The 19,906-nt window shown below is 65.9% G+C and carries 18 protein-coding genes; 16 read left to right on the top strand and 2 right to left on the bottom strand.

Features of this window, described 5'->3' with window-relative positions:
* The first annotated feature begins 365 nt into the window (after positions 1 to 365).
* The 14 genes from AB4Y42_RS08870 to AB4Y42_RS08805 all read left to right on the top strand — a co-directional run bounded on the left by AB4Y42_RS08870 (position 366) and on the right by AB4Y42_RS08805 (position 16,741).
* Positions 366 to 1,655: a glycosyltransferase family 4 protein gene (locus AB4Y42_RS08870; RefSeq protein ID WP_368693969.1), complete on the top strand. Its 1,290-nt coding sequence runs from the start codon at positions 366 to 368 to the stop codon at positions 1,653 to 1,655.
* Between the two features lie 12 nt (positions 1,656 to 1,667).
* Positions 1,668 to 2,324 carry a D-glycero-alpha-D-manno-heptose-1,7-bisphosphate 7-phosphatase gene (locus AB4Y42_RS08865; RefSeq protein WP_368693968.1) on the top strand — a complete coding sequence of 219 codons (657 nt, stop codon included), beginning with the start codon at positions 1,668 to 1,670 and terminating at the stop codon, positions 2,322 to 2,324.
* Positions 2,321 to 3,520: a glycosyltransferase family 9 protein gene (locus tag AB4Y42_RS08860; RefSeq protein ID WP_368693967.1), complete on the top strand. Its 1,200-nt coding sequence runs from the start codon at positions 2,321 to 2,323 to the stop codon at positions 3,518 to 3,520. Before AB4Y42_RS08865 ends, AB4Y42_RS08860 begins: the two co-directional genes overlap by 4 nt.
* Before the next feature lie 68 nt (positions 3,521 to 3,588).
* Positions 3,589 to 5,346 (top strand): carbamoyltransferase, encoded by a 1,758-nt coding sequence (locus AB4Y42_RS08855; RefSeq protein WP_368693966.1) that lies wholly within the window; start codon positions 3,589 to 3,591, stop codon positions 5,344 to 5,346.
* Positions 5,343 to 6,404: a glycosyltransferase family 2 protein gene (locus tag AB4Y42_RS08850; protein ID WP_368693965.1), complete on the top strand. Its 1,062-nt coding sequence runs from the start codon at positions 5,343 to 5,345 to the stop codon at positions 6,402 to 6,404. The genes AB4Y42_RS08855 and AB4Y42_RS08850 overlap by 4 nt, the downstream gene beginning before the upstream one ends.
* Before the next feature lie 14 nt (positions 6,405 to 6,418).
* Positions 6,419 to 7,549 (top strand): glycosyltransferase family 9 protein, encoded by a 1,131-nt coding sequence (locus AB4Y42_RS08845; RefSeq protein ID WP_368693964.1) that lies wholly within the window; start codon positions 6,419 to 6,421, stop codon positions 7,547 to 7,549.
* Positions 7,546 to 8,502, top strand: coding sequence for a glycosyltransferase family 4 protein (locus AB4Y42_RS08840; RefSeq protein ID WP_368690584.1), 957 nt, complete (start codon positions 7,546 to 7,548; stop codon positions 8,500 to 8,502). The genes AB4Y42_RS08845 and AB4Y42_RS08840 overlap by 4 nt, the downstream gene beginning before the upstream one ends.
* A gap of 37 nt (positions 8,503 to 8,539) precedes the next feature.
* On the top strand, positions 8,540 to 9,583 hold the full coding sequence (locus AB4Y42_RS08835; protein WP_368690432.1) for a UDP-glucuronic acid decarboxylase family protein: 1,044 nt from the start codon (positions 8,540 to 8,542) through the stop codon (positions 9,581 to 9,583).
* Positions 9,562 to 10,506 carry a glycosyltransferase family 2 protein gene (locus AB4Y42_RS08830; RefSeq protein WP_368693963.1) on the top strand — a complete coding sequence of 315 codons (945 nt, stop codon included), beginning with the start codon at positions 9,562 to 9,564 and terminating at the stop codon, positions 10,504 to 10,506. Before AB4Y42_RS08835 ends, AB4Y42_RS08830 begins: the two co-directional genes overlap by 22 nt.
* 457 nt (positions 10,507 to 10,963) lie before the next feature.
* Positions 10,964 to 11,410, top strand: coding sequence for a DUF2127 domain-containing protein (locus tag AB4Y42_RS08825; RefSeq protein ID WP_368693962.1), 447 nt, complete (start codon positions 10,964 to 10,966; stop codon positions 11,408 to 11,410).
* A 415-nt stretch (positions 11,411 to 11,825) separates the two neighbouring features.
* Positions 11,826 to 12,872, top strand: coding sequence for a ligase-associated DNA damage response exonuclease (locus tag AB4Y42_RS08820; protein ID WP_368693996.1), 1,047 nt, complete (start codon positions 11,826 to 11,828; stop codon positions 12,870 to 12,872).
* Positions 12,869 to 14,533, top strand: a complete 1,665-nt coding sequence (locus tag AB4Y42_RS08815) for an ATP-dependent DNA ligase (protein ID WP_368693961.1) — start codon at positions 12,869 to 12,871, stop codon at positions 14,531 to 14,533. The genes AB4Y42_RS08820 and AB4Y42_RS08815 overlap by 4 nt, the downstream gene beginning before the upstream one ends.
* A 379-nt stretch (positions 14,534 to 14,912) precedes the next feature.
* Positions 14,913 to 15,815: a DUF72 domain-containing protein gene (locus AB4Y42_RS08810; protein WP_368693995.1), complete on the top strand. Its 903-nt coding sequence runs from the start codon at positions 14,913 to 14,915 to the stop codon at positions 15,813 to 15,815.
* Positions 15,816 to 16,075: 260 nt separating this feature from the next.
* Positions 16,076 to 16,741 (top strand): UdgX family uracil-DNA binding protein, encoded by a 666-nt coding sequence (locus AB4Y42_RS08805; RefSeq protein ID WP_368693960.1) that lies wholly within the window; start codon positions 16,076 to 16,078, stop codon positions 16,739 to 16,741.
* A gap of 9 nt (positions 16,742 to 16,750) precedes the next feature.
* On the opposite strand, the gene AB4Y42_RS08800 is transcribed toward AB4Y42_RS08805, so the two are convergent.
* On the bottom strand, positions 16,751 to 18,052 hold the full coding sequence (locus AB4Y42_RS08800; RefSeq protein WP_368690427.1) for a DNA topoisomerase IB: 1,302 nt from the start codon (positions 18,050 to 18,052) through the stop codon (positions 16,751 to 16,753).
* Between the two features lie 287 nt (positions 18,053 to 18,339).
* Between AB4Y42_RS08800 and AB4Y42_RS08795 the strand changes: the two genes are divergently transcribed.
* A complete protein-coding gene (locus AB4Y42_RS08795) occupies positions 18,340 to 18,651 on the top strand; it encodes a phasin family protein (RefSeq protein WP_368690426.1) in 312 nt (103 codons plus the stop codon).
* 139 nt (positions 18,652 to 18,790) lie between these two features.
* Here AB4Y42_RS08795 and AB4Y42_RS08790 read toward each other — a convergent pair whose 3' ends face one another.
* Positions 18,791 to 19,333 (bottom strand): DUF4142 domain-containing protein, encoded by a 543-nt coding sequence (locus tag AB4Y42_RS08790; protein ID WP_368693959.1) that lies wholly within the window; start codon positions 19,331 to 19,333, stop codon positions 18,791 to 18,793.
* A 381-nt stretch (positions 19,334 to 19,714) separates the two neighbouring features.
* Between AB4Y42_RS08790 and AB4Y42_RS08785 the strand changes: the two genes are divergently transcribed.
* Positions 19,715 to 19,906, top strand: a complete 192-nt coding sequence (locus AB4Y42_RS08785; protein WP_368690424.1) for a hypothetical protein — start codon at positions 19,715 to 19,717, stop codon at positions 19,904 to 19,906.

Here is a 19,906-nt window from a genome sequence, read left to right as displayed (position 1 = left end):
TTGATCGGACCGGTGCGCAATCGACGCTCCCGCAACGCGCAGCCAGCCGACCTTGCCCGCGGCGTTATCGAAACGTCTTGCCGCCTGGTGTAAAAGCGCGTCGTCGTTTGGTGCATGCGTACCGGTTTTTGTCACTGGTTCGTCACCGGTTGACGGCGCCGATGCAGACGGTCCGCCGATGCCCGCTTCGCGCGTTACCGGCCAGACCCGCGCACCCCGCCTGCCTCATTCCCTGCGCACTCCAAACCAACGGCACAGCAAATGCGCTTACGCCGTTGCACCGGGTGCAACATTCGAGCAGCTCTTCCGCGCCCTCTTTTGCACGCGGCACATCGCTCGCCACCCACTTCTCGCGAGGACACGTCATGAAAATCGCACTCGTCAGTGAACACGCGTCGCCGCTCGCCGTGGCGGGCGGCGTCGATACCGGCGGACAGAACATCTACGTCGCGCATGTCGCGCGTCAGCTCCAGCGCGCCGGACATCAGGTCGACGTCTTCACGCGGCGCGACCGCGCGTTGTTGCCACGCATTTCGCACATGGATGGCGTGCGTGTGATCCATGTGCCGGCAGGGCCGGCCATGCAACTGCCCAAAGAACTGCTCCTACCCCACATGCCACAGTTCGCCGAATTTCTCGTGAACTTCTGTCGAAGTGAAAAGCGGCCTTATGACGTGATTCACGCCAACTTCTTCATGTCGGGCCTGGCGGCGCTCGCGGTCAAGGACGCGCTTCGTGTGCCGCTCGTCATGACGTTCCATGCACTCGGACGCGTGCGGCGCCTCCACCAGGGCGCGAATGACGGTTTTCCCGATGAGCGCTTCGCGATCGAAGACGAGCTCGTGCGGCGCGCGGACTGTATCGTCGCCGAGTGTCCGGCCGACCAGGCCGATCTCGTCGAGCACTATCGCGCCGACCCCGCGCGGATTGCCGTCATCGCCTGCGGCTTCGATCCCGACGAGTTCTCGCCAGTGGAGCGCCGGCAGGCGCGCCGTCGTCTGGGCTGGTCCGCCAGCGAATTCTGCGTGTTGCAACTCGGCCGCCTCGTGGAGCGCAAGGGCATCGACAACGTCGTGCGCGGTGTGGCCGCGCTCGAGGCGCGCCACGGCGTGAAAGCCCGGCTCTACGTCGTGGGCGGCGACGCAGACACGCCCAACGAAATCGCCACACCCGAGATCGCCCGACTGCGCGGCATTGCGCACCGCTGCGGGATCGAGCCACGCGTGACGTTCGTGGGGCGCCGTGCGCGCTCGCAGTTGCGCGACTTCTATAGCGCCGCCGACGTGTTCGTGACCACGCCGTGGTACGAGCCGTTCGGCATCACGCCCGTGGAGGCAATGGCGTGCGCCACGCCTGTCATCGGGGCGGATGTGGGCGGTATTCGTCATTCGGTGCGTCACGGCGAAACGGGCTGGCTCGTGCCGCCGCGCGACCCCCAGGCGCTCGCCGAGCGCCTGCTCGCCATTCATGGCGACCCCGCGCACGCCCGCGCGATGGGCGAAGCGGGACGCAAGCGCGCCCAGGCGTACTTCACGTGGCGGCAGATCGGTCTCGAACTCGAAGACGTCTATGCGCAGCTCGCCGGAGTACGCCTCGACGCGCGCGAGCATGCGAGAGAAGCCATCCAGGGCCGCGTGCTGCGCGCCGTGGGTTGAGGAGCAAACCCTATGCTGAACCGAACCACAGGGCCCCGCGGATTGCTCGCTACCCGCCCAGCGGTGTTCCTGGACAAGGATGGCACGCTGCTCGAAGACGTGCCATACAACGTCGAGCCCTCGCGCATGCGTTTCGCCCCGGGCGCCGCGCAGGCGCTCGCGCTGTTCGCGCGAACGCCGTTGGCGCTTTTCGTGGTGAGCAACCAGCGCGGCGTTGCGCTGGGGCGCTTTGCGCACGCGGCGCTCGGCGGCGTAGAAGCGCAGTTGCGCCGCATGTTCGCCGGCTGCGGCGCCACGCTGCATGCTGCGTACTGGTGCCCGCACGACCCGCTCGGCCATGTGGCGCCCTATGCGTGCAACTGCACCTGTCGCAAGCCTGCGCCCGGCATGCTGCTGCGCGCGAGCCGCGAGCATGGCATCGACCTCGCGCGCAGCTGGATGGTCGGCGACATCCTCGACGACGTGGAAGCGGGCAACCGCGCGGGTTGCCGCGCGATCCTCGCCGATTGCGGCAATGAGACCGAGTGGCAAAGCGCGCCAGCGCGCCTGCCCTACGCGATCGTTGCGGATCTGCACGAGGCGGCGCAGGTGATCGTCGAGCGTTACGAGCACGAACGGCGCGTGCGGGCGGCAACGCACCACGGCGCACAGGAGGAGGCGTTGCGATGAACGGAACCGCCTTTGCCATCACGCCGCGCGATGCGCACGCGCGCTCGCCCCGCCGCCCGCCTGCAAGCGAGCCCTGGGGGGCCGACGTCGAGCGCATTCTCTGCGTACGCCTCGATCAACTAGGCGACGTGCTGATGACCACGCCCGCGATGCACGCGCTGCGCGAAAGCGCGCCGCGCCGCCATATCACGTTGCTGGCTTCCGCCGCGGGCGCGGCCATGGCGCGCTATCTGCCCGACGTGGACGACGTGATCGAATACGACGCGCCATGGGCCAACGGCACTCATGCGCCCGCCAGGCGACACGGCGGCGGCGCCGGCAACGAAGACGCCGTGCTCGCGCGCGTGCGCGCCGGACGCTTCGACGCCGCGGCAATCTTCACGGTCTACAGCCAGAATCCGCTGCCGGCCGCAACGCTGTGCTATCTCGCGGGCATCGAGCGGCGTCTCGCACATTGCCGCGAGAATCCTTACGGATTGTTGACCCACTGGCAACCAGAGCGCGAACCGCACCTGGATGTGCGTCACGAAGTCGAGCGGCAACTCGCGCTCGTGCGCAGCGTGGGCGCAAATCTCGCCGATCCCGCGCTGGCGCGCATGCGCGTGCGCGTGGACCGCGCCGCGCGCGCCACGCTCGCGGACAAGCTGCGCATGCACGGCGTCGATCCGGCCGAGCCTTGCGTCGTCGTGCATGTGGGCGCGAGCGCGCCTTCGCGGCGGTATCCCCCGGCGCTCTTTGCCGAAGCGCTCGAGTTGCTCGCGCCCACGGTGCGTTGCCCGTTCCTGCTCACGGGGAGCCTCGCGGAAGGCGGGTTGACGCGCGAGGTGATGCGCTTTTCGCGCTCGCCCGCGCGCACGCGGCTGGTCGACCTGGCGGGCTCGCTCACGCTAGGCGAACTGATCGCGTTGCTCGACCAGGCTTCACTGCTCATCGCCAACAACAGCGGACCGGCGCATCTCGCCGCCGCGCTCGGCAAACCCGTCGTCGATCTCTACGCGCTCACGAATCCGCAACACACGCCGTGGATGACGCCGCATCGCCTGCTCTATCGCGACGTGGCGTGCCGCTGGTGCTATCGCGGCGAGTGCCCCGAAGGCCACCACGCGTGCCTGCGCGGCGTGCCGCCCGACGACGTCGCGCGAGCGGCGCGCGAACTGCTGGAGGAGGCCGGCGCGCTCGTGGCGCCGCCCGTCTGAGCCTTGCAACCCGAGGCCGTCTGCATGCATCGAACGTGCAGAAGACCCAATGCGACGGGAGACCGTTCATGTACACACTCGGAATCAATGCCGTTTATCACGACAGCGCCGCCGCGCTGGTCCACGACGGCGTGGTGATCGCCGCCGCCGAAGACGAGCGCTTCACGCACGTCAAGCACGCCAAGCGGCCCGTGCCGTTCTCGACATGGCAACTGCCCTTCGACGCCATCGACGCCTGCCTCAAGGAAGCCGGCATCACGCTAGGCGACTTCGATCACGTTGCCTACTCCTACGACCCCGCTCTCTTTCCGGATATGCCGATCCGGCCCGGCGCGACCATCGCGTTGCCACTGGAGCCCTCTCGCGCGCGCATGGAAGCCAACGCGTCGCCATGGGACCCGCTCTTTCTCAGCTATATCGTGAACGCGAAGGCGCAGTTGCTGGACGGCGCGCCGCATCATCTGCGCAAGCGCTTTGCGGGCGTGGACCGCGAAAACGGCTTCATCTGGCATAACGTCGAGCACCACCTCGCTCACGAAGCAAGCGCGTTTCTCGCGAGCCCGTTCGATGCATGCGCCGTTCTCACCATGGACGGCCGCGGCGAAGGCGTCACCACGAGCCTTGGTGAATTTCGCGACGGCAAGTACCGGCGCATCACCCAGGTAGAGTTGCCGCATTCGCTCGGCCTCCTCTACGAAGCCGTGACAGGCTGGCTCGGCTTCCTGCATTCCTCCGACGAGTACAAGGTCATGGCACTCGCCTCGTTTGGCGAACCGGCCTATGCCGACCAGTTCCGTGAAATCGTGCAGTACAACGGCAATGGCCACTACACGGTCGCCGACCCGCACCTCGTGGACCGCTTCGGCGTGCCGCGCGAACGCGGCGGCCCGCTGGAGCAGCGGCATTTCGATATCGCCGCCTCTCTGCAACTCGTGCTGCAAGAAACGGTGCTGGAGATGGCGCGCTGGCTCCATACGCGCACGGGCCTGCCGAAGCTGTGCATGGCGGGCGGCGTAGCGCTGAATTGCGTGATGAACTCGTACGTGCGAGATAACGGGCCGTTCGACGACATCTGGGTGCAGCCCGCCGCGGGCGACGCAGGCACCGCGCTCGGCGCGGCGCTCTGGACCGACTACCGCTTGCGCGGCGAAGCAGCGCAAGCCGCAGGCGAACGCGCGGAACGCCGCTGGCAGATGGACCATGCCTACCTCGGGCCGGCGTTCGACGACGAGACCATCGAGCAATTCCTGCGCTGGTCGAAAACGCCCTACCGGCGGCTCGACAACATCGCCGAGGAAGCCGCGCAGCTGCTCGCCGACGGCCAGGTGATCGGCTGGTATCAGGGCCGCACGGAGTTCGGCCCGCGTGCGCTCGGCGCCCGTTCGATACTCGCTTCACCCGTCGATCCCGGCATGCAGGCGAAGCTCAACGAGATCAAGGACCGCGAGGACTTTCGGCCGGTCGCGCCGGTCGTGCTGGAAGAGCGCGCCGCGCAATGGTTCGTGGGCGCGCGGCGCGCGCCGTTCATGCTGTTCATCTTCGACGTGCAGCCCGGGAAGGCCGCGCGCATTCCCGCCGTGCGCCACGTGGACGGCACCGCGCGCATCCAGACCGTGAACCGCGACCAGCATCCGCTCTACTACGACCTGATCGCGGCGTTCGAGCGGCGCACCGGCGTGCCGGTGCTCGTCAACACGTCGTTCAATACCCGCGGCGAGCCGATGGTCAACTCGCCGCGCGACGCGCTCGAATCGTTCTGGACTTCGCCGCTCGATGCGCTCGTGATCGGCCCCTTCCTCGTGCGCAAGAGCGAGGCGCGCGCATGAAGCCCGCCGACGTCGAGTTGCGCGAGTCGCGGCCCATCGGAGCAGGGGAGCCCCAGTTCGACGGCTACGCGGGCGCGCTGCTCGAACACTTGCGCATTGCCGTGGTCGTGCCGACGTACCATCGCGCGACGCTGCTCGAACAGTGCCTCATCGCGCTGTGCGCACAGGATCTCTCGCCTGACGACTATGAAATCGTCGTGTGCGACGACGGGCCCGACGACGCGACGCGCGCAACGGTGGAATGCATGGCGGCGAGGCAAGCCCCGCGCGGACTCGCGATCCGCTACGTGCCGGTGCGCGCCACGCAGGGCCCGGCCGCTGCGCGCAACGCGGGCTGGCGCGCGGCGCACGCGCCGCTCATCGCGTTCACCGACGACGACACGATTCCGGAGCCCGGCTGGCTGCTCGCGGGGCTCGCCGCACTCGCTCACGCGCACGCCGCGGCGGGCCGCATCGTCGTACCGCTGGGCGAGGCGCCGAGCGATTATGAGCACGACGCAAGCGGCCTCGCGCACGCCGAATTCGCTACGGCCAACGCGTTCGTGCAGCGCGCGACGCTAGCCCAGTTCGGCGGCTTCGACGAGCGCTTCACAGCGGCGTGGCGCGAGGACTCGGACCTGCAGTTCGCGTTGCTGCAGGCGGGCGCCACGGTGATACGCGCCGACGATGCCGTGGTCGTGCACCCTGTGCGTCCCGCGCGCTGGGGTGTGAGTCTCGCGCAGCAGCGCAAGAGCCGCTTCGAGGCGCTGTTGTTCCGCAAGCATCCGGCGCTGTATCGCGAGCGCATTGGGGCGGGGCCGCCGCTCCTTTACTACGCGGTGCTGATCAGCGTATTCGTGCTGCTCGCCGCTCTCGCCTGGGGTCAGCCCAGGGTCGCCCTGGCTGCGTTCGCCGCATGGATCGCCTGCACCGCTGCGTTCTGCGCACGCCGCTTGCGCGGCACACGGCGCGACGCGCGCCATGTAGCGGAAATGATCTGGACGTCGCTGTGGATTCCGTTTCTCTCGATCTTCTGGCGGCTCCAGGGAGCCGTCAGTTACCGCGTGTGGTTCCTCTAACGGATGCGCCGCCCATGCCGACTCTGCTCGAAGCCCTCGCCCCCCGCCGCATCGTGATCTTCCGCGCGCTGCAGCTCGGCGACATGCTCTGCAGCGTGCCCGCGCTGCGCGCGCTGCGCGCAGCCTGCCCCCACGCGCGCATCGCCCTCGTCGGTCTGCCGTGGTCAGCCGATTTCGTGGCGCACTACCCCATGCTGGTCGATGAGCACATCGTCTTTCCCGGCGCGCGCGGCTTTCCCGAACAGGCCGAGGACGAGCGCGGCCTGCCTGCGTTTCTCGACGCGATGCGTACGCGCCGCTTCGACCTCGCGATCCAGCTCCATGGCAGCGGCGGTGTGGCGAACGTGCTGGTCGACGCGTTCGGCGCGCACGCGCTCGGAGGCTTTAGCCAGCCCGGCGAAGCGCCGCCGCCAGGCTGTTACGTACCGTGGCCCGATGCGCTGCCCGAGCCGCAGCGCTACCTCGCGCTCATGCACGCGCTGGGTGCGCGGGGCCATGCGCTGCGCGACGACACCCTCTGGTTTCCGCTCTACGACGCGGACTACGCTGCGTGCGACGACCTCCTGGAGCGCTTTGGACTCGAGCCCGGGCGGCTCGTGCTCGTGCATCCCGGTGCGCAGTTGCCCTCGCGGCGCTGGGCGGCGCAGCGCTTTGCCGCCGTTGCCGATGCGCTCGCCTGCGACGGCTGGCAGATCGCCGTGACCGGCACCGCAGGCGAGCGCGAGTTGACCGCGAGCGTGCTGGGCTGCATGACGCGCACGGCTCATCATCTCGCGGGCGAAACCACGCTCGGTGCGTTGGCGGCGCTCGTGCGCAAGGCCCGGCTCGTGCTCTGCAACGATACGGGCATCTCGCATGTAGCGGCCGCCATGCGCACGCCGAGTGTGGTCGTCGCTTCAGGCAGCGATACGCGGCGCTGGGCGCCGCTCGACCGCACGCGGCACCGCGTGCTCGCCGATTGGCCCACTTGCCGGCCCTGCTCGTTCCACACCTGCCCGTACGGACACCCTTGCGCGCTCAACGTGAGCGCGGAGCAGGTAGCGGCCGTTGCACAAGCGCACTTGCTCGACACCCACGGCATGCCCGGCTTCGCGGGGCGCAGCTACGCTGCCGCCATGCCGATGAGGAGGACCCCGCCATGCTGATGCGAAACACGCGGCCCTTGCGTGTGCTCACCTGGCACGTACACGGCAACTATCTTTACTACCTCACGCAGGCGCCGCACGACTTCCATGTCGTGACCAGACCGGGGCGCCCGGCGGGCTACGCGGGCCGCGCGGGCGTGCTTCCCTGGGGCGCGAACGTCCATGAGGTCGCTGCCGAAGACGTCGCCTCGAATGCGTTCGACGTCGTCGTGTACCAGCAGCGCAGCCATTGGGAGCATGACCGGTTCGAGCTGCTGAGCGACGCGCAGCGCCGCTTGCCGCGCGTGTATATCGAACACGACCCGCCGCAGGAGGCGCCGTTTGCGCAGCGGCACTGGGTAGACGACCGCGGCGCGTTGCTCGTGCACGTCACACCGTTCAACGCGCTGATGTGGGACAGCGGCGCGACGCCCACGCGCGTGGTCGAGCATGGCGTGCTCGTGCCTGAAGGCGTGCGCTACACGGGCACAACGCCGCGCGGCGTCGTCGTCGTCAATCATCTACGCGAGCGCGGGCGGCGGCTGGGTGCGGACGTGTTCGAGCAGGTGCGCCGCGAGGTGCCGCTCGATCTCGTGGGCATGGACGCGCAAAGCCTCGGCGGCATCGGCGAGATCTCGAACGTCGAGCTCGCGCGGTTCGTTGCGAGCTACCGCTTCTTCTTCAATCCGATCCGCTGGACCAGCCTCGGTCTCGCCATTGTCGAGGCGATGATGGTCGGCCTGCCCATTGTCGGTCTCGCCACGACGGAGCTCCCGAGCGTGATACGCGATGGCAAGAACGGTTTCATCGATACGCGCATCGATCGCCTGGTCGACTGCATGCGCACGCTCATCCGGGATCCCGCGCTCGCGCGCCGCCTCGGCGAAGGCGCTCGGCGCGACGCGCTCGAACGCTTTTCCATCGATCGCTTCGCCCAGGACTGGGATCTCGCGTTGCGAGAAGTGACCGCATGAACGTGGGGGTTGCAGCGCTTTTCAAAGGACGGCAAACGTGAAAGAACTGATCCGCAAACGCATTCTCGTCACCGGCGGCGCGGGCTTTCTCGGCTCGCATTTGTGCGAGCGGCTCGTGGCGCTTGGCCACGACGTGCTGTGCGTGGATAACTTCTATACCGGCTCGAAGCGCAACGTGGCGCATCTGCTCGACAACGCCAATTTTGAACTGATGCGCCACGACGTCACCTTTCCGCTGTACGTGGAGGTGGACGAGATCTACAACCTCGCCTGTCCCGCCTCGCCGGTGCACTATCAGCACGACCCGGTGCAAACGACCAAGACGAGCGTGCACGGCGCGATCAACATGCTCGGGCTCGCCAAGCGCGTGCGAGCGAAAATGTTGCAGGCTTCCACGAGCGAAGTCTACGGCGACGCGCGACGCCACCCGCAAACCGAGGACTACTGGGGCCACGTGAATCCCATTGGCCCGCGCTCGTGCTACGACGAAGGCAAGCGTTGCGCCGAAACACTGTGCATGGACTATGTGCGCCAGCACGGCCTCGATATTCGCATTGCGCGGATCTTCAATACGTACGGACCGCGCATGCATCCCCGCGACGGCCGCGTCATCTCGAACTTCGTCATGCAGGCGCTGGCTGGCGAGCCGCTCACCGTCTATGGCGACGGGTCACAAACACGCTGCTTCTGCTACGTGGACGATCTGATCGACGCTCTCGTGCTGCTCATGAGTCGCGCAACGCCCCTGGACGGTCCCGTGAATCTCGGCAATCCACAGGAAATCTCGATGCTCGACGCGGCCCGCTGCGTGATTGCCGCCGCGCAGTCGACCTCGGAAATCGCTTTCGCGCCGCTGCCTGTGGACGATCCGTGCCGCCGTTGCCCTTCTATCGAACGCGCACGCGCGCTGCTTGGCTGGTCGCCGCACACGACGTTCGATGCCGGCTTGAGCGCAACCATTGCGTATTTCCGGCGCGAGATGAAAAGCGCCGATCCAGGAGGCTTGCTGACGAGCACCGCCGCGGCACCGGCAAATACAATCCGTGCGGAGACGCCGGCATGCAAGGTCGCTTCTTCCTGAACCGCCGCATCAGCGTGGTCGTGCTCACATACAACCGGCGCGCCGAAGTCATGCGCACGGTCGCCTCGCTGCTTCGTCTGACGGAGCGTCCCGAGGTCATCGTGGTGGATAACGGCTCGACCGACGGCACGCCAAACCTGCTCGCCCAGACCTATCCGGGCTTGCGCGTGCTGCGCTGCGAAGCCAACCTCGGCGCAGCCGCGCGCAATGCGGGCGCCGCGCGCGTGACGACGGACTACGTGGCGTTCAGCGACGACGACACCGACTGGCAGCCGGGGGCGCTTGCGCGCGCTGTCGAGCTGATGGACCGTCATGCACGCATTGGCGTGCTCTCTGCGTCCGTGCGCGTGGGTGAGGAAGACACCCTCGATCCCGCCTGCGCGTTGATGGCGGCGAGCCCATTGGCGCATGCGGCTCATCCACTGCCGAATCTGGTCGGCTTCATGGCTGGCGCATGCGTGTTCCGCACCGCCCTCTTCAACGCGTTGGGCGGTTATGAGCCGCGCCTTTTCATCGGCGGCGAGGAAGCATTGCTTTCGCTCGATGTCCTGCAGGGCGGCCTCGACATCGCTTATGCGAGCGAGCTCGAAGTGCATCATCGGCCTTCGCTCGCGCGTGACAGCGCACTGCGCCGCCGGATGCTGGCGCGCAATGCGGCGCTCGTTGCCTGGCTGCGTCTGCCGCTTGGCGAAGCGCTGACGGCGACGTGGCGGGCGCTCGGCAGCGCGTGCCTTGCGGGGCATCCAGGCGAGGATCTTCGTGAGCTTTGGCGCGGGATTGGCTGGGCCCTGCGCCGCCGACGGCCCGTTGCCGCGCGTGTGCTGCGCATGCGCGCAGCCGTTCGGGAGGCAGAAAAAAGACGGGGCGATCGCGCGCTGCGTGGAGCCCTTGAGCAAGCGGACACGTCGGCTTCGGATTTGTAGTGGAGGTGCGCTGCCTGCACGTCGCTTTGTCGACTGCACATTGCTACGCAATGCTGAGATGCTTCGGATAACGCCAGCCCGCCAGTTCAAGCGCCTTCGCTTCGTCCGGATGCTTGCCGTGAGTCGCACATCATGCTCGATGTCGAGCACGGACGGATCGCCGACGCGGTCATGTCGGGCCTGAACGAGACGGGCGGGCGGCTTTCGCGGGCGTCGAGCGCCGCGAGCGGTCGAACCGCGGCCTGGTACGGATCATGCGCAAACGGAGATACGACAACCACCCGGTCCGCGACGATGCCGAGCCGAATGCCCGTACACGGCCTGCGGTGCTCGAGTCATGAAGCCTCCTTGCACGGTTCAATGGGAAGCATGAGACGGCGCCGTGGAAGGATGCGCCGGAGATCTCTGAATGCGTGGACGCGCGTCGCTCAGGTTACGTTATAGAAAGGCTCTGCATGTGCTTTTCGATGTGACCCTGTGGGTCAAAGCGGTCATGGCCCTGGTGGAGGGCATCGCGGGTATCGCCATCTGCTTTGCTCCGACGCACGTTTTTTATGCCATCGTGCTCTGGGTGGTTCAGGACGAATTCGCTGAAAACCCGACTGATCGGGTCGCCAGCTTCCTTTTGCACAGCGTGTCGCATTTTGCTGGCGATACCCAGCGCTTTACCGCCCTCTATCTTTTCGCCCATGGCGTGGTCAAGTTGTGGCTCGTCGCCGGTTTGCTTCGCACGAAGCTATGGTATTTCCCGGTGTCTCTCGTCATTTTCGGGCTCTTCATTTCCTATCAGCTTTACCGCTATACGGTCACGCGTTCTGGCTGGCTTTTGTTCATGACTGGGTTGGACATCGTCGTCATCCTGCTCACGTGGCACGAATATCGGTATCTCCGGTACAACCACTAGACTTGCCGCTACGGCATCGTTATTGCGCTAGACGCTGGGCGCCCGTTCGACAATCAACTACTGGAGAAACCGTGAACACGACCAGCTATCCCGCGGCCATCGCCGTGGTATGCGCTTCACTTGCATGTTCCCTCGCGCACGCGCAAGGCACCGGCTCGGCGCCCTATGGCACGAACCTCGGACAGCAACCTGCCGCTTCCGGCACGCCGGGCAGCGGGCAATCCGGCCCAAGGGCCCGCGACACACCTTCGCAGCCGCGAGCAGCGCGGGCAAACAGGGCGTCCGCACCGCGTGCCGATGCAGCCAAAGACACGGGTGCAAAATAAGAGCAGCGCCGAGCGCCCGCAGCGGCATGGGCAGCCCTGTGAACCCACTCATAGGCTCCTGGATCGTCGCGACGGACGAGCCCAACGACATGAATCCCTCCTCCGATTTGATCATTGCCCTTCCGGAGGGACTGTACTGCCCGCCAGGGGCGTTTTACATCGATCCGTGGCAGCCGGTCGAACGGGCGATCATTACTCATGCGCACGCTGACCATGCACGCGCAGGTCATCGCCACTACCTGACGGCACAGGCGGGGCTCGGCGTACTGCAGACCCGACTGCCAGGTATCGAAGTGCAGGGTTTGCCGTACGGCGAACAGATCGAAATCAATGGCGTGCGCGTGTCATTACATCCGGCAGGACACGTGCTCGGGTCGGCCCAGGTGCGGCTCGAGCATGCCGGGCGTGTATGGGTCGCATCGGGCGACTACAAGATCGAACCGGACCCGACATGCACGCCGTTCGAACCGGTCCGGTGCGACACGTTCATCACGGAATCGACTTTCGGCTTGCCCGTCTACCGGTGGGAACCGTCGCATGCCGTATTCGACGGCATCAACGCGTGGTGGCGGCATAACGCTGCCGAAGGACTGACGTCGGTGCTGTTTTGCTATTCCTTCGGCAAAGGGCAGCGTGTGCTCGCCGGCGTGGACCCTGGCATTGGCCCGATCTTCTGCCACGGCGCCGTGGAAACGTTGAATCGAATCTATCGTGATGCGTCAGTCGACTTGCCCGGTACGCGACTCGTCGGCGAAATCCCGCTGCACGACAAGGCCGCGTTCAGAGAGGCGCTGATCATTGCGCCGCCTTCCGCGCAAGGCAGCGCATGGACACGGCGTTTCGGTGAGCATCGCGACGCATTGGCATCCGGCTGGATGCGTTTGCGCGGTGCGAGACGCAGGCGCGGAGTCGACCGCGGATTCGTTTTGTCGGATCATGCGGACTGGCCCGGTCTCCACAATGCGATCGAAGCAACGGGCGCAGAACGCGTGATCGTCACGCACGGCTACATCGAGCCGATGGTGCGGTGGCTTCTCGAGCATGGATTCGATGCCGGCACCTTCGCAACCGCATATGGCGGCGACGCGATCGAGGCGGACGTCGACGCCGCCCCGATGGAGGACGCGGCGAAATGAAACGGTTTGCGGCACTCTACGCAGCGCTCGACGTGACGACGTCCACCAACGAGAAACTCGAAGCATTGGTTGCCTATTTCTCCGGCGCCGAACCTGAAGACGCGGCGTGGGCGTCGTATTTCCTCGCAGGCGGCAAGCCTCGCCAGTCGGTGCCTACGCGCGTGCTGATCGAATGCGCACGCCATTGCGCCGGCCTGCCGCAATGGCTGTTCGACGAGTCATATCAGGCAGTCGGGGACCTGGCAGAGACGATCGCGCACGTGCTGCCGCCAGCGTCGCGTGAATCGGAGCTGGGTCTGGCGCAATGGGTCGAGCAGCGTCTGCTGACGTTGCGAGGCAGCGAACCGGACGCCGTACGCGAGCGTTTGACCGCCTACTGGGACGAACTGAACTGGAGCGAGCGGTTTTTGCTCACCAAGCTCATCGGCGGTGGCTTTCGCGTCGGCGTGTCACGGCAGCTCGTCGTGCGCGCGCTCGCGCAGGTCGCGGGCATCGACCACCAACGCATCGCGCAGCGCTTCGTCGGGTGGACGCATTCGCACAGGACGCCGACAGCGGCCGGGTATCTCCGGCTTGTCACCGCTTCGGCCGATGGCGACGATCACGACACGTCGCAGGAAACCGACATCGGCTTGCCCTATCCGTTCTTTCTCGCACATCCGTTGCAGGCCGACCCTGCAACCCTCGGCCCGACCGCGGACTGGATCTTCGAATGGAAATGGGACGGCATTCGCGCACAGCTCGTTAAACGCGCAGGACGCGTCTGGATCTGGTCGCGGGGCGAAGACCTCATGACCGATCGTTTTCCGGAGCTGGAGGCGATGGCTGCCGCCTTGCCGGACGGCTCGGTCATAGACGGGGAAATTCTCGCGTGGGAACCGGGGGCGAGCGCGCCATTGCCATTCGCGCGTCTGCAGCCGCGTATCACGCGCAAGTCGCTGACCAGAAAGGTGCTCAGTGAGTCGCCCGCCGCGATGGTCGCATACGACCTGCTCGAAGCCGACGAACGCGATCTGCGCACCCAACCGCTCGTAGCACGACGCACGCGACTGGATGCGCTTGTTCAGTCGCTGTCGCAATCGCCCGCGATCGAAATGCTGCGCGTGTCGCCAGCCGTCATCGCCGAAGACTGGAACGCGATTGGGCAATTGCGCGAGGAAAGCCGCGCGCGCGGCGTCGAAGGGCTGATGCTGAAACAGCGGACATCGATGTACGGCGTCGGGCGTACCAAGGCATCGGGTACGTGGTGGAAATGGAAGATCGATCCGTTTTCGATCGACGCCGTGCTGCTATCCCAACGTGGTCACGGCCGGAGGGCGAGTCTCTTCACAGACTACACGTTCGCGGTCTGGGACGAAGCAGACGGCGTGCGGACGCTGGTGCCGTTCGCCAAGGCGTACTCAGGACTCACCGACGAAGAAATCCGCAAAGTCGATGCAATCGTGCGCAAAACGACGATCGAGAAGTTCGGACCGGTGCACAGCGTCACACCAACGCTGGTGTTCGAAATCGGCTTCGAAGGAATTCAGGCAAGCTCGCGGCACAAGTCGGGCATCGCAGTGCGCTTTCCCCGGATGCTGCGATGGCGCACCGACAAGTCAGTCGAGGACGCGGATACGCTCGGCACGCTCAAGGGCTTCTTGCACGAGGCTCAGACCTGAGCGGGTTCGCACCTGGCGTCTGACTGTTGCGCGCGTAGCGTGCCCAAAGCGCTCGCGCTAACGCTCCAGCGCATAGCGTCTGCAATGTTCGAGGTATTCCGCTTCATGGGCCAGCGTCAGTTCGACCAAGCAGCGCCATAGCCACGGCGGAGCATTGACCGATTTCGCATGTCTTGCCCGCAATTCAACCAGCCAGCTTTTGCGGACAAGTGCATCCATCTGCTCGATCGGCCCGCAGAGAGACCCGCGAAATTCGCGCGCCCGCACGCGGTGCGCGGGAACAAGCTTTGCTGAGCGTCAGCAAACATCCGACTGGGACCAACAGCAGCAGTGCTCCCGTTCGCGCAGGCCGGGCACATGCGATTCAAGGGAAGACATCATGGGCAAAGTGCGGATCGGCATTTCCGGCTGGCGCTATGAGGGTTGGCGCGGCACGTTCTATCCGCAGGGTTGGCCGCAAAAGCGCGAGCTCGACTTCGCGTCGCGCGCCGTGCAGACCATCGAAATTAACGGCACGCACTACAGTCTGCAATCGCCGGCATCGTTCGAACAGTGGCGAGACGAAACACCGGAAGGTTTCGTCTTCAGCATCAAGGGCGCGCGCTACCTCACACACATGCTGCGCTTCCGCGACGAAACGGCAACAGTTGCGTGCGCGAACTTTTTTGCGCAAGGCTTGCTCGCACTGAACGATAAGTTGGGGCCTTTACTCTGGCAGTTCCCCCCAAATTACACCTTCCAGGTCGATCGCCTCGAACGCTTCCTCGCACTGCTGCCGCCCGACACGGAAGCAGCGCTGCGTCTGGCCAGGCGCCACGACGCGCGGGTGAAGGCTCCGTGGCTCACCATCGACTGGAACCGGCCCATGCGCCACGCCATCGAAATCCGTCATGCGAGTTTCGTTGTTCCCGCATTCGTGAATCTGCTACGACGTTATCGCGTGGCGCTCGTGGTGTCCGACTCCACCGAGCCGTGGCCGTATGCCGAAGATGCCACCGCCGACTTCACCTACGCGCGGCTGCATGGTTCAACAGGAAGATATGCTGGCGCCTACAGCGACGCGGCGCTGAACAAATGGGAAGCCCGCTTCCGGGCATGGAGCGAGGGAAAATCCGCCGCGTACGCGCGATTCATCGCTCCGGAACTCGAGGCAGCCGAGCGCAAGCCGCGCGACGTGTACTGCTATTTCGACAACGATCAGAAGACCGAAGCGCCTTTCGACGCGCGCCGCCTGATGACCCGGTTTGGTTACGCGCAAGAACCTCTCGCGCGTGGCACATGACGTCGCGCGCCTTCAACAACGCCATTCGAGCCACCGTGACGGCAGGCAACGCGCAGGCGAGCGCTCGCGTGGCCCGCCTTTGCGCGCAACGCGCGTGCCCTGGCTGCGCGCCCGCGCGGTACGCCGGTTGCGCATCCTCCTGGACCGCAATAGCGATTCGCGCGTGTCGCGCGCATCGCCCACCGTTTGGGGAGCAACGATGAAACTGGCCAGTCGCGTTTCATGCCAGGCAGCGCTCGCGCCGTGGGCGAGGTGACGCAGTGGTATCGCGCACACCGCACCGCCGGCAGGATCGCGACGAATCGCAGGCCCCGCGCCGCACCGTTGGCCCGCAGGCCGATCCGCATCAGGAACCCGAGTCGCTTGAAGCATGCCGGCGCTGCACGTTGTGGAAAGACGCCACCCATGCGGTGCCGGGCGCGGGTAACGCGCGCGCCACGCTGATGCTCGTCGGCGAGCAGCCCGGCGAGAGCGAGGACCGCGCAGGTCTGCCGTTCGTCGGCCCGGCAGGCGCGCTGCTCGACACCGCGCTCGAAGAGGCGGGCATCGAACGTCAGGCCGTCTATGTGACCAATGCGGTTAAGCACTTCAAATGGGAACTGCGCGGCAAGCGCCGCCTGCACAAGACGCCTGCTCAGCGCGAGGTGGAAGCCTGTGCATACTGGCTCGAACGGGAACTTGCGCAAATCAAGCCGAAGGTCGTGGTCGCGCTCGGCGCAACCGCCTTGCGCGCGGTTCTGCGCGACCCGAACGCGCGGCTGAAGGCCTATATGGAACACGCTGCGCGCATCGGCGATCGCGTCATCGTGGCGACCTGGCACCCTTCGTACGCGCTGCGGGCGCCGAACGTCGAGACCCGCGACGAAGCGCGCGCCCAGATCGTCGAGGCACTGCGTCTCGCATCCACGCTTGCTCGCAGACGTTGAAGAGCCGCATCACGCACCGGGCTCGGCATGCGCGAATCGAGTCGCAGCAGACGAGCGCACGTGCCGCGAAGCGGTCTTGCTCATTGCCGGTTTCCGCATCGTTGCCGCGCCGCCTTGAGTGCCGTCCTTCGCCCCATTCGCGCGTGCTTTACGGTTCGATTGCGCGAGCAGGGGGACGAGGCTCGCATCGCTTGACGCGCCAGCACGACCGCGGCGCGACGCCTCGCGCGCTCGCCGCTTCGCGTCGTTTTTCAGAAAGACAACCAGCGCTGCCTCGTCTGCCTTCAGTCCGCGGCGGCGCACGGCGGGTTGCGCCTGCGCGAGGGCGCCCGCCTCGAACGCTTCGATTACGGCCGGATGGACATAGCACTTGCGGCAAACCGCCGGCGTATTGCGCAGCACCTGCGAGATCTGCCTGATGGTGTCGGCGACGTGTTTGCGCGCCTGCGTCGGCGTTTGCCATTCCAGCTTGCGCAGCGCCGCAAGCGCGAACACGCTGCCCGCCCACGTGCGGTAGTCTTTCGCGGTGAAATCGGCGCCCATGACCTCATGCAAATAGTCGTTGATGTCCGAGGAGCTGACAGAATACCTCGCGCCATCGGCGTCGAGATACTGGAAGAGGTCCTGGCCCGGCAGTTCCATACAGCGCCTGACGATGCGCGCGACGCGTGCATCGCTGACCGCGACGTCGTGCTCAATGCCGCTCTTGCCGCGAAACCGGAAGCGCAGCCGGTCAGAGGACACTTCCAGATGCCGCTTGCGCATCGTCGTCAGACCGTACGAGCGGTTCTCCCGCGCGTACTCCTCGCTGCCCACGCGAATCAGTGTGCTATCGAGCAGGCGCACGACGGTCGCCAGCACTTTGTCTCGCGGCATGCCGTCGAGCGCGAGATCGCGCGCCAGCCGGGCGCGCAGTTTCGGCAGCGCGGTGCCGAACCCCAGCAAGTGCTCGTACTTGGTCGCGTCCCGTGTTTCACGCCAACGCGGGTGATAGCGGTACTGCTTGCGGCCCCGCGCGTCACGGCCCGTCGCCTGCAGGTGGCCGCGCCCATCCGGGCAGATCCACACCTGGGTATACGCGGGCGGAACCGCCAAGGCGTTGATACGGCGAATCTCGGCGTCGTCCTTGATGCGCTTGCCTTGGGTATCGAAGTAGACGAACACGCCATCGATCCGCTCGCGCGTGTACCCGCGACGCGAGTCATCGACATAGCGCAGGCCGGAAAGCCCGACTTCCGTTGGGGATACGCTGCTCGCGCGCGCGGTGCTTTTGCGGCCCGGCTTTCTTGTAGGTGCCTGTTTTTTTGCCACGGCTTGCCTCGGTCGGATGGTCTTGTTTGGGCAACGAGGCGCAATAGCCGTGCCGCCAATGCGGGTGCGAGATCTTGCGCCGAGCCAGTGCCCGGCAGTGCGTGCCGCCCTTCGGTGAACCGCCGGGCCGAACCGGGAATACGCAATGCGGCAATGCAGCACGACCGGAACCCCCATCTACCCGGTCGAACCTCAAATCGGAGCCGATGATGACTGAACCAACGATCGCACTACCCGACGCACGCCCAGGCAAGGCGTCTGAAGGAGTTACGCCCCTGGGCACCGAAATGAACGAATTCGCACGCCTGTGCGTAGAGACCGCTGGGCGCATCGCAGAACTCAATAGCCATGCGTTCAGTACCACCCTCAATGAGCAGCGCGCAATCGCACTCGAATCAGCCAGCGAACGTTCACCATTTGACGCATGGCGCCTGAATGCAAGCTACGCTCTAGCCGGCACCGCAAAGACTGCAGCCTACTGGCGGCACATCAACGAGATCATGCTTGGCGCGATCGTCGATTGCGTGAGGGGTACCGAAAGCCGCCTGAACCGGGACTTCATGGCGTGGAGTGCGGCGTTCGAGGGCACCGCCTCGTAAGGCATGCGGCGGGTGCCGCGCGAGGAGACACGCGCCCCGTGCCCAAACGGTGCTGCGCGGGGATCAGCCAGAAGGCCTCGCGCAGCGCCCCCGCAACGTTTCCTGCTGCAACGGCTGTTCCCTTGAGGAAGCCGTGCGCTCAGGAACGAGTGCCGACTTTCTGGGCCAGTGCCTGGGCCATCCGGTAATGCTCTTCGATGGTTGGCAACGCCTTGCGCGCCGCCGCCTTGAGGCTGGCGTTCTTGCCGTCGCTGATCTCCTTCTGGAACGCGGCCACCGCTTCCTTGTGGCCTTCTACCCCCAACTTCTGCGCGTACGCACTGTCAAATTGCGCATCCTTGAGCGGCCGTAGCGAATCGAGAATCGATGTATCGGAGTTGTCCTTCGGCACCGTTACGCCGTGCGGCGCCGCGAGCTTCAATTGCGCCGCAAGCTTCGTGTGGTCGACGATCATGTGCTCTGCAAATTTGTGCACGTCCTTGTTCTTCGTGTTATGCATCGCGAGCTTCGCGGCGTCGATTTCGGTCGATCCAGACATCGATGCGGCCTGAACGAAATCTCGATCCACATCCGGCAGCGGATTTGCCGCGGTGGTAGAAGCCGCTTGCGATTCCTGTGCGGCCGCCGCGAGCGGGAGACTGCACGCCATGGCCAAGCCGAGAATAGCGAGAACGAGTTTCATGGTTGGCATCCTTGGGTCGTTGAACGGTAGCGGGGCCCACAGGGACCGCGCATTGGCTCTCGCGCATGCTGCGTGCCGGGACGCGTGCGGCCCTGCCAGCCTCCATCGAGACCCGGGGCCGGCCAGGCCACGGAGGATGCGCGCTTCACGATCTGCAGCATCGAGAGTAGCCCTGTCATTACGTTGCGCTGGCAATTGAGCTAGACGCCCTAACAGTTAGAACGCCCGCTCGCCAAACCTGGGTTTCATTCCGGGCACAAAGCCCGCGGGGCCGGGAAGCCGCGTCTGTTCCGGGCATGACAACTGCGTGAAAACGGTCTGGACCGTCTGTTTCCTGACACCCGGACGAGAAATTCACACGCCACCATCGAGAGGCTAGCCATGCAAAATTCCAGGCCAGCAAGTGAACCGAACGAAGGTCCATTGAATCCAGGCGACGAAGGCCCCCCGGACGCGCCGGGCGTAGGCGAGGACCTGTGCGGAGCCTGCCACGGCACAGGCCTCGTAGAGGGCAAGCGCTGTGCTGTTTGTGCAGGCACGGGAAAGGTCATGCGGGGAATCGGCGGCGGTTGA

It is taken from the genome of Paraburkholderia sp. EG286B (genome assembly GCF_040965655.1).
Classification (GTDB): Bacteria; Pseudomonadota; Gammaproteobacteria; order Burkholderiales; family Burkholderiaceae; genus Paraburkholderia.
Note: the sequence above shows the minus strand (reverse complement) of the source record. Positions and strands in the feature narration are given on the sequence as shown.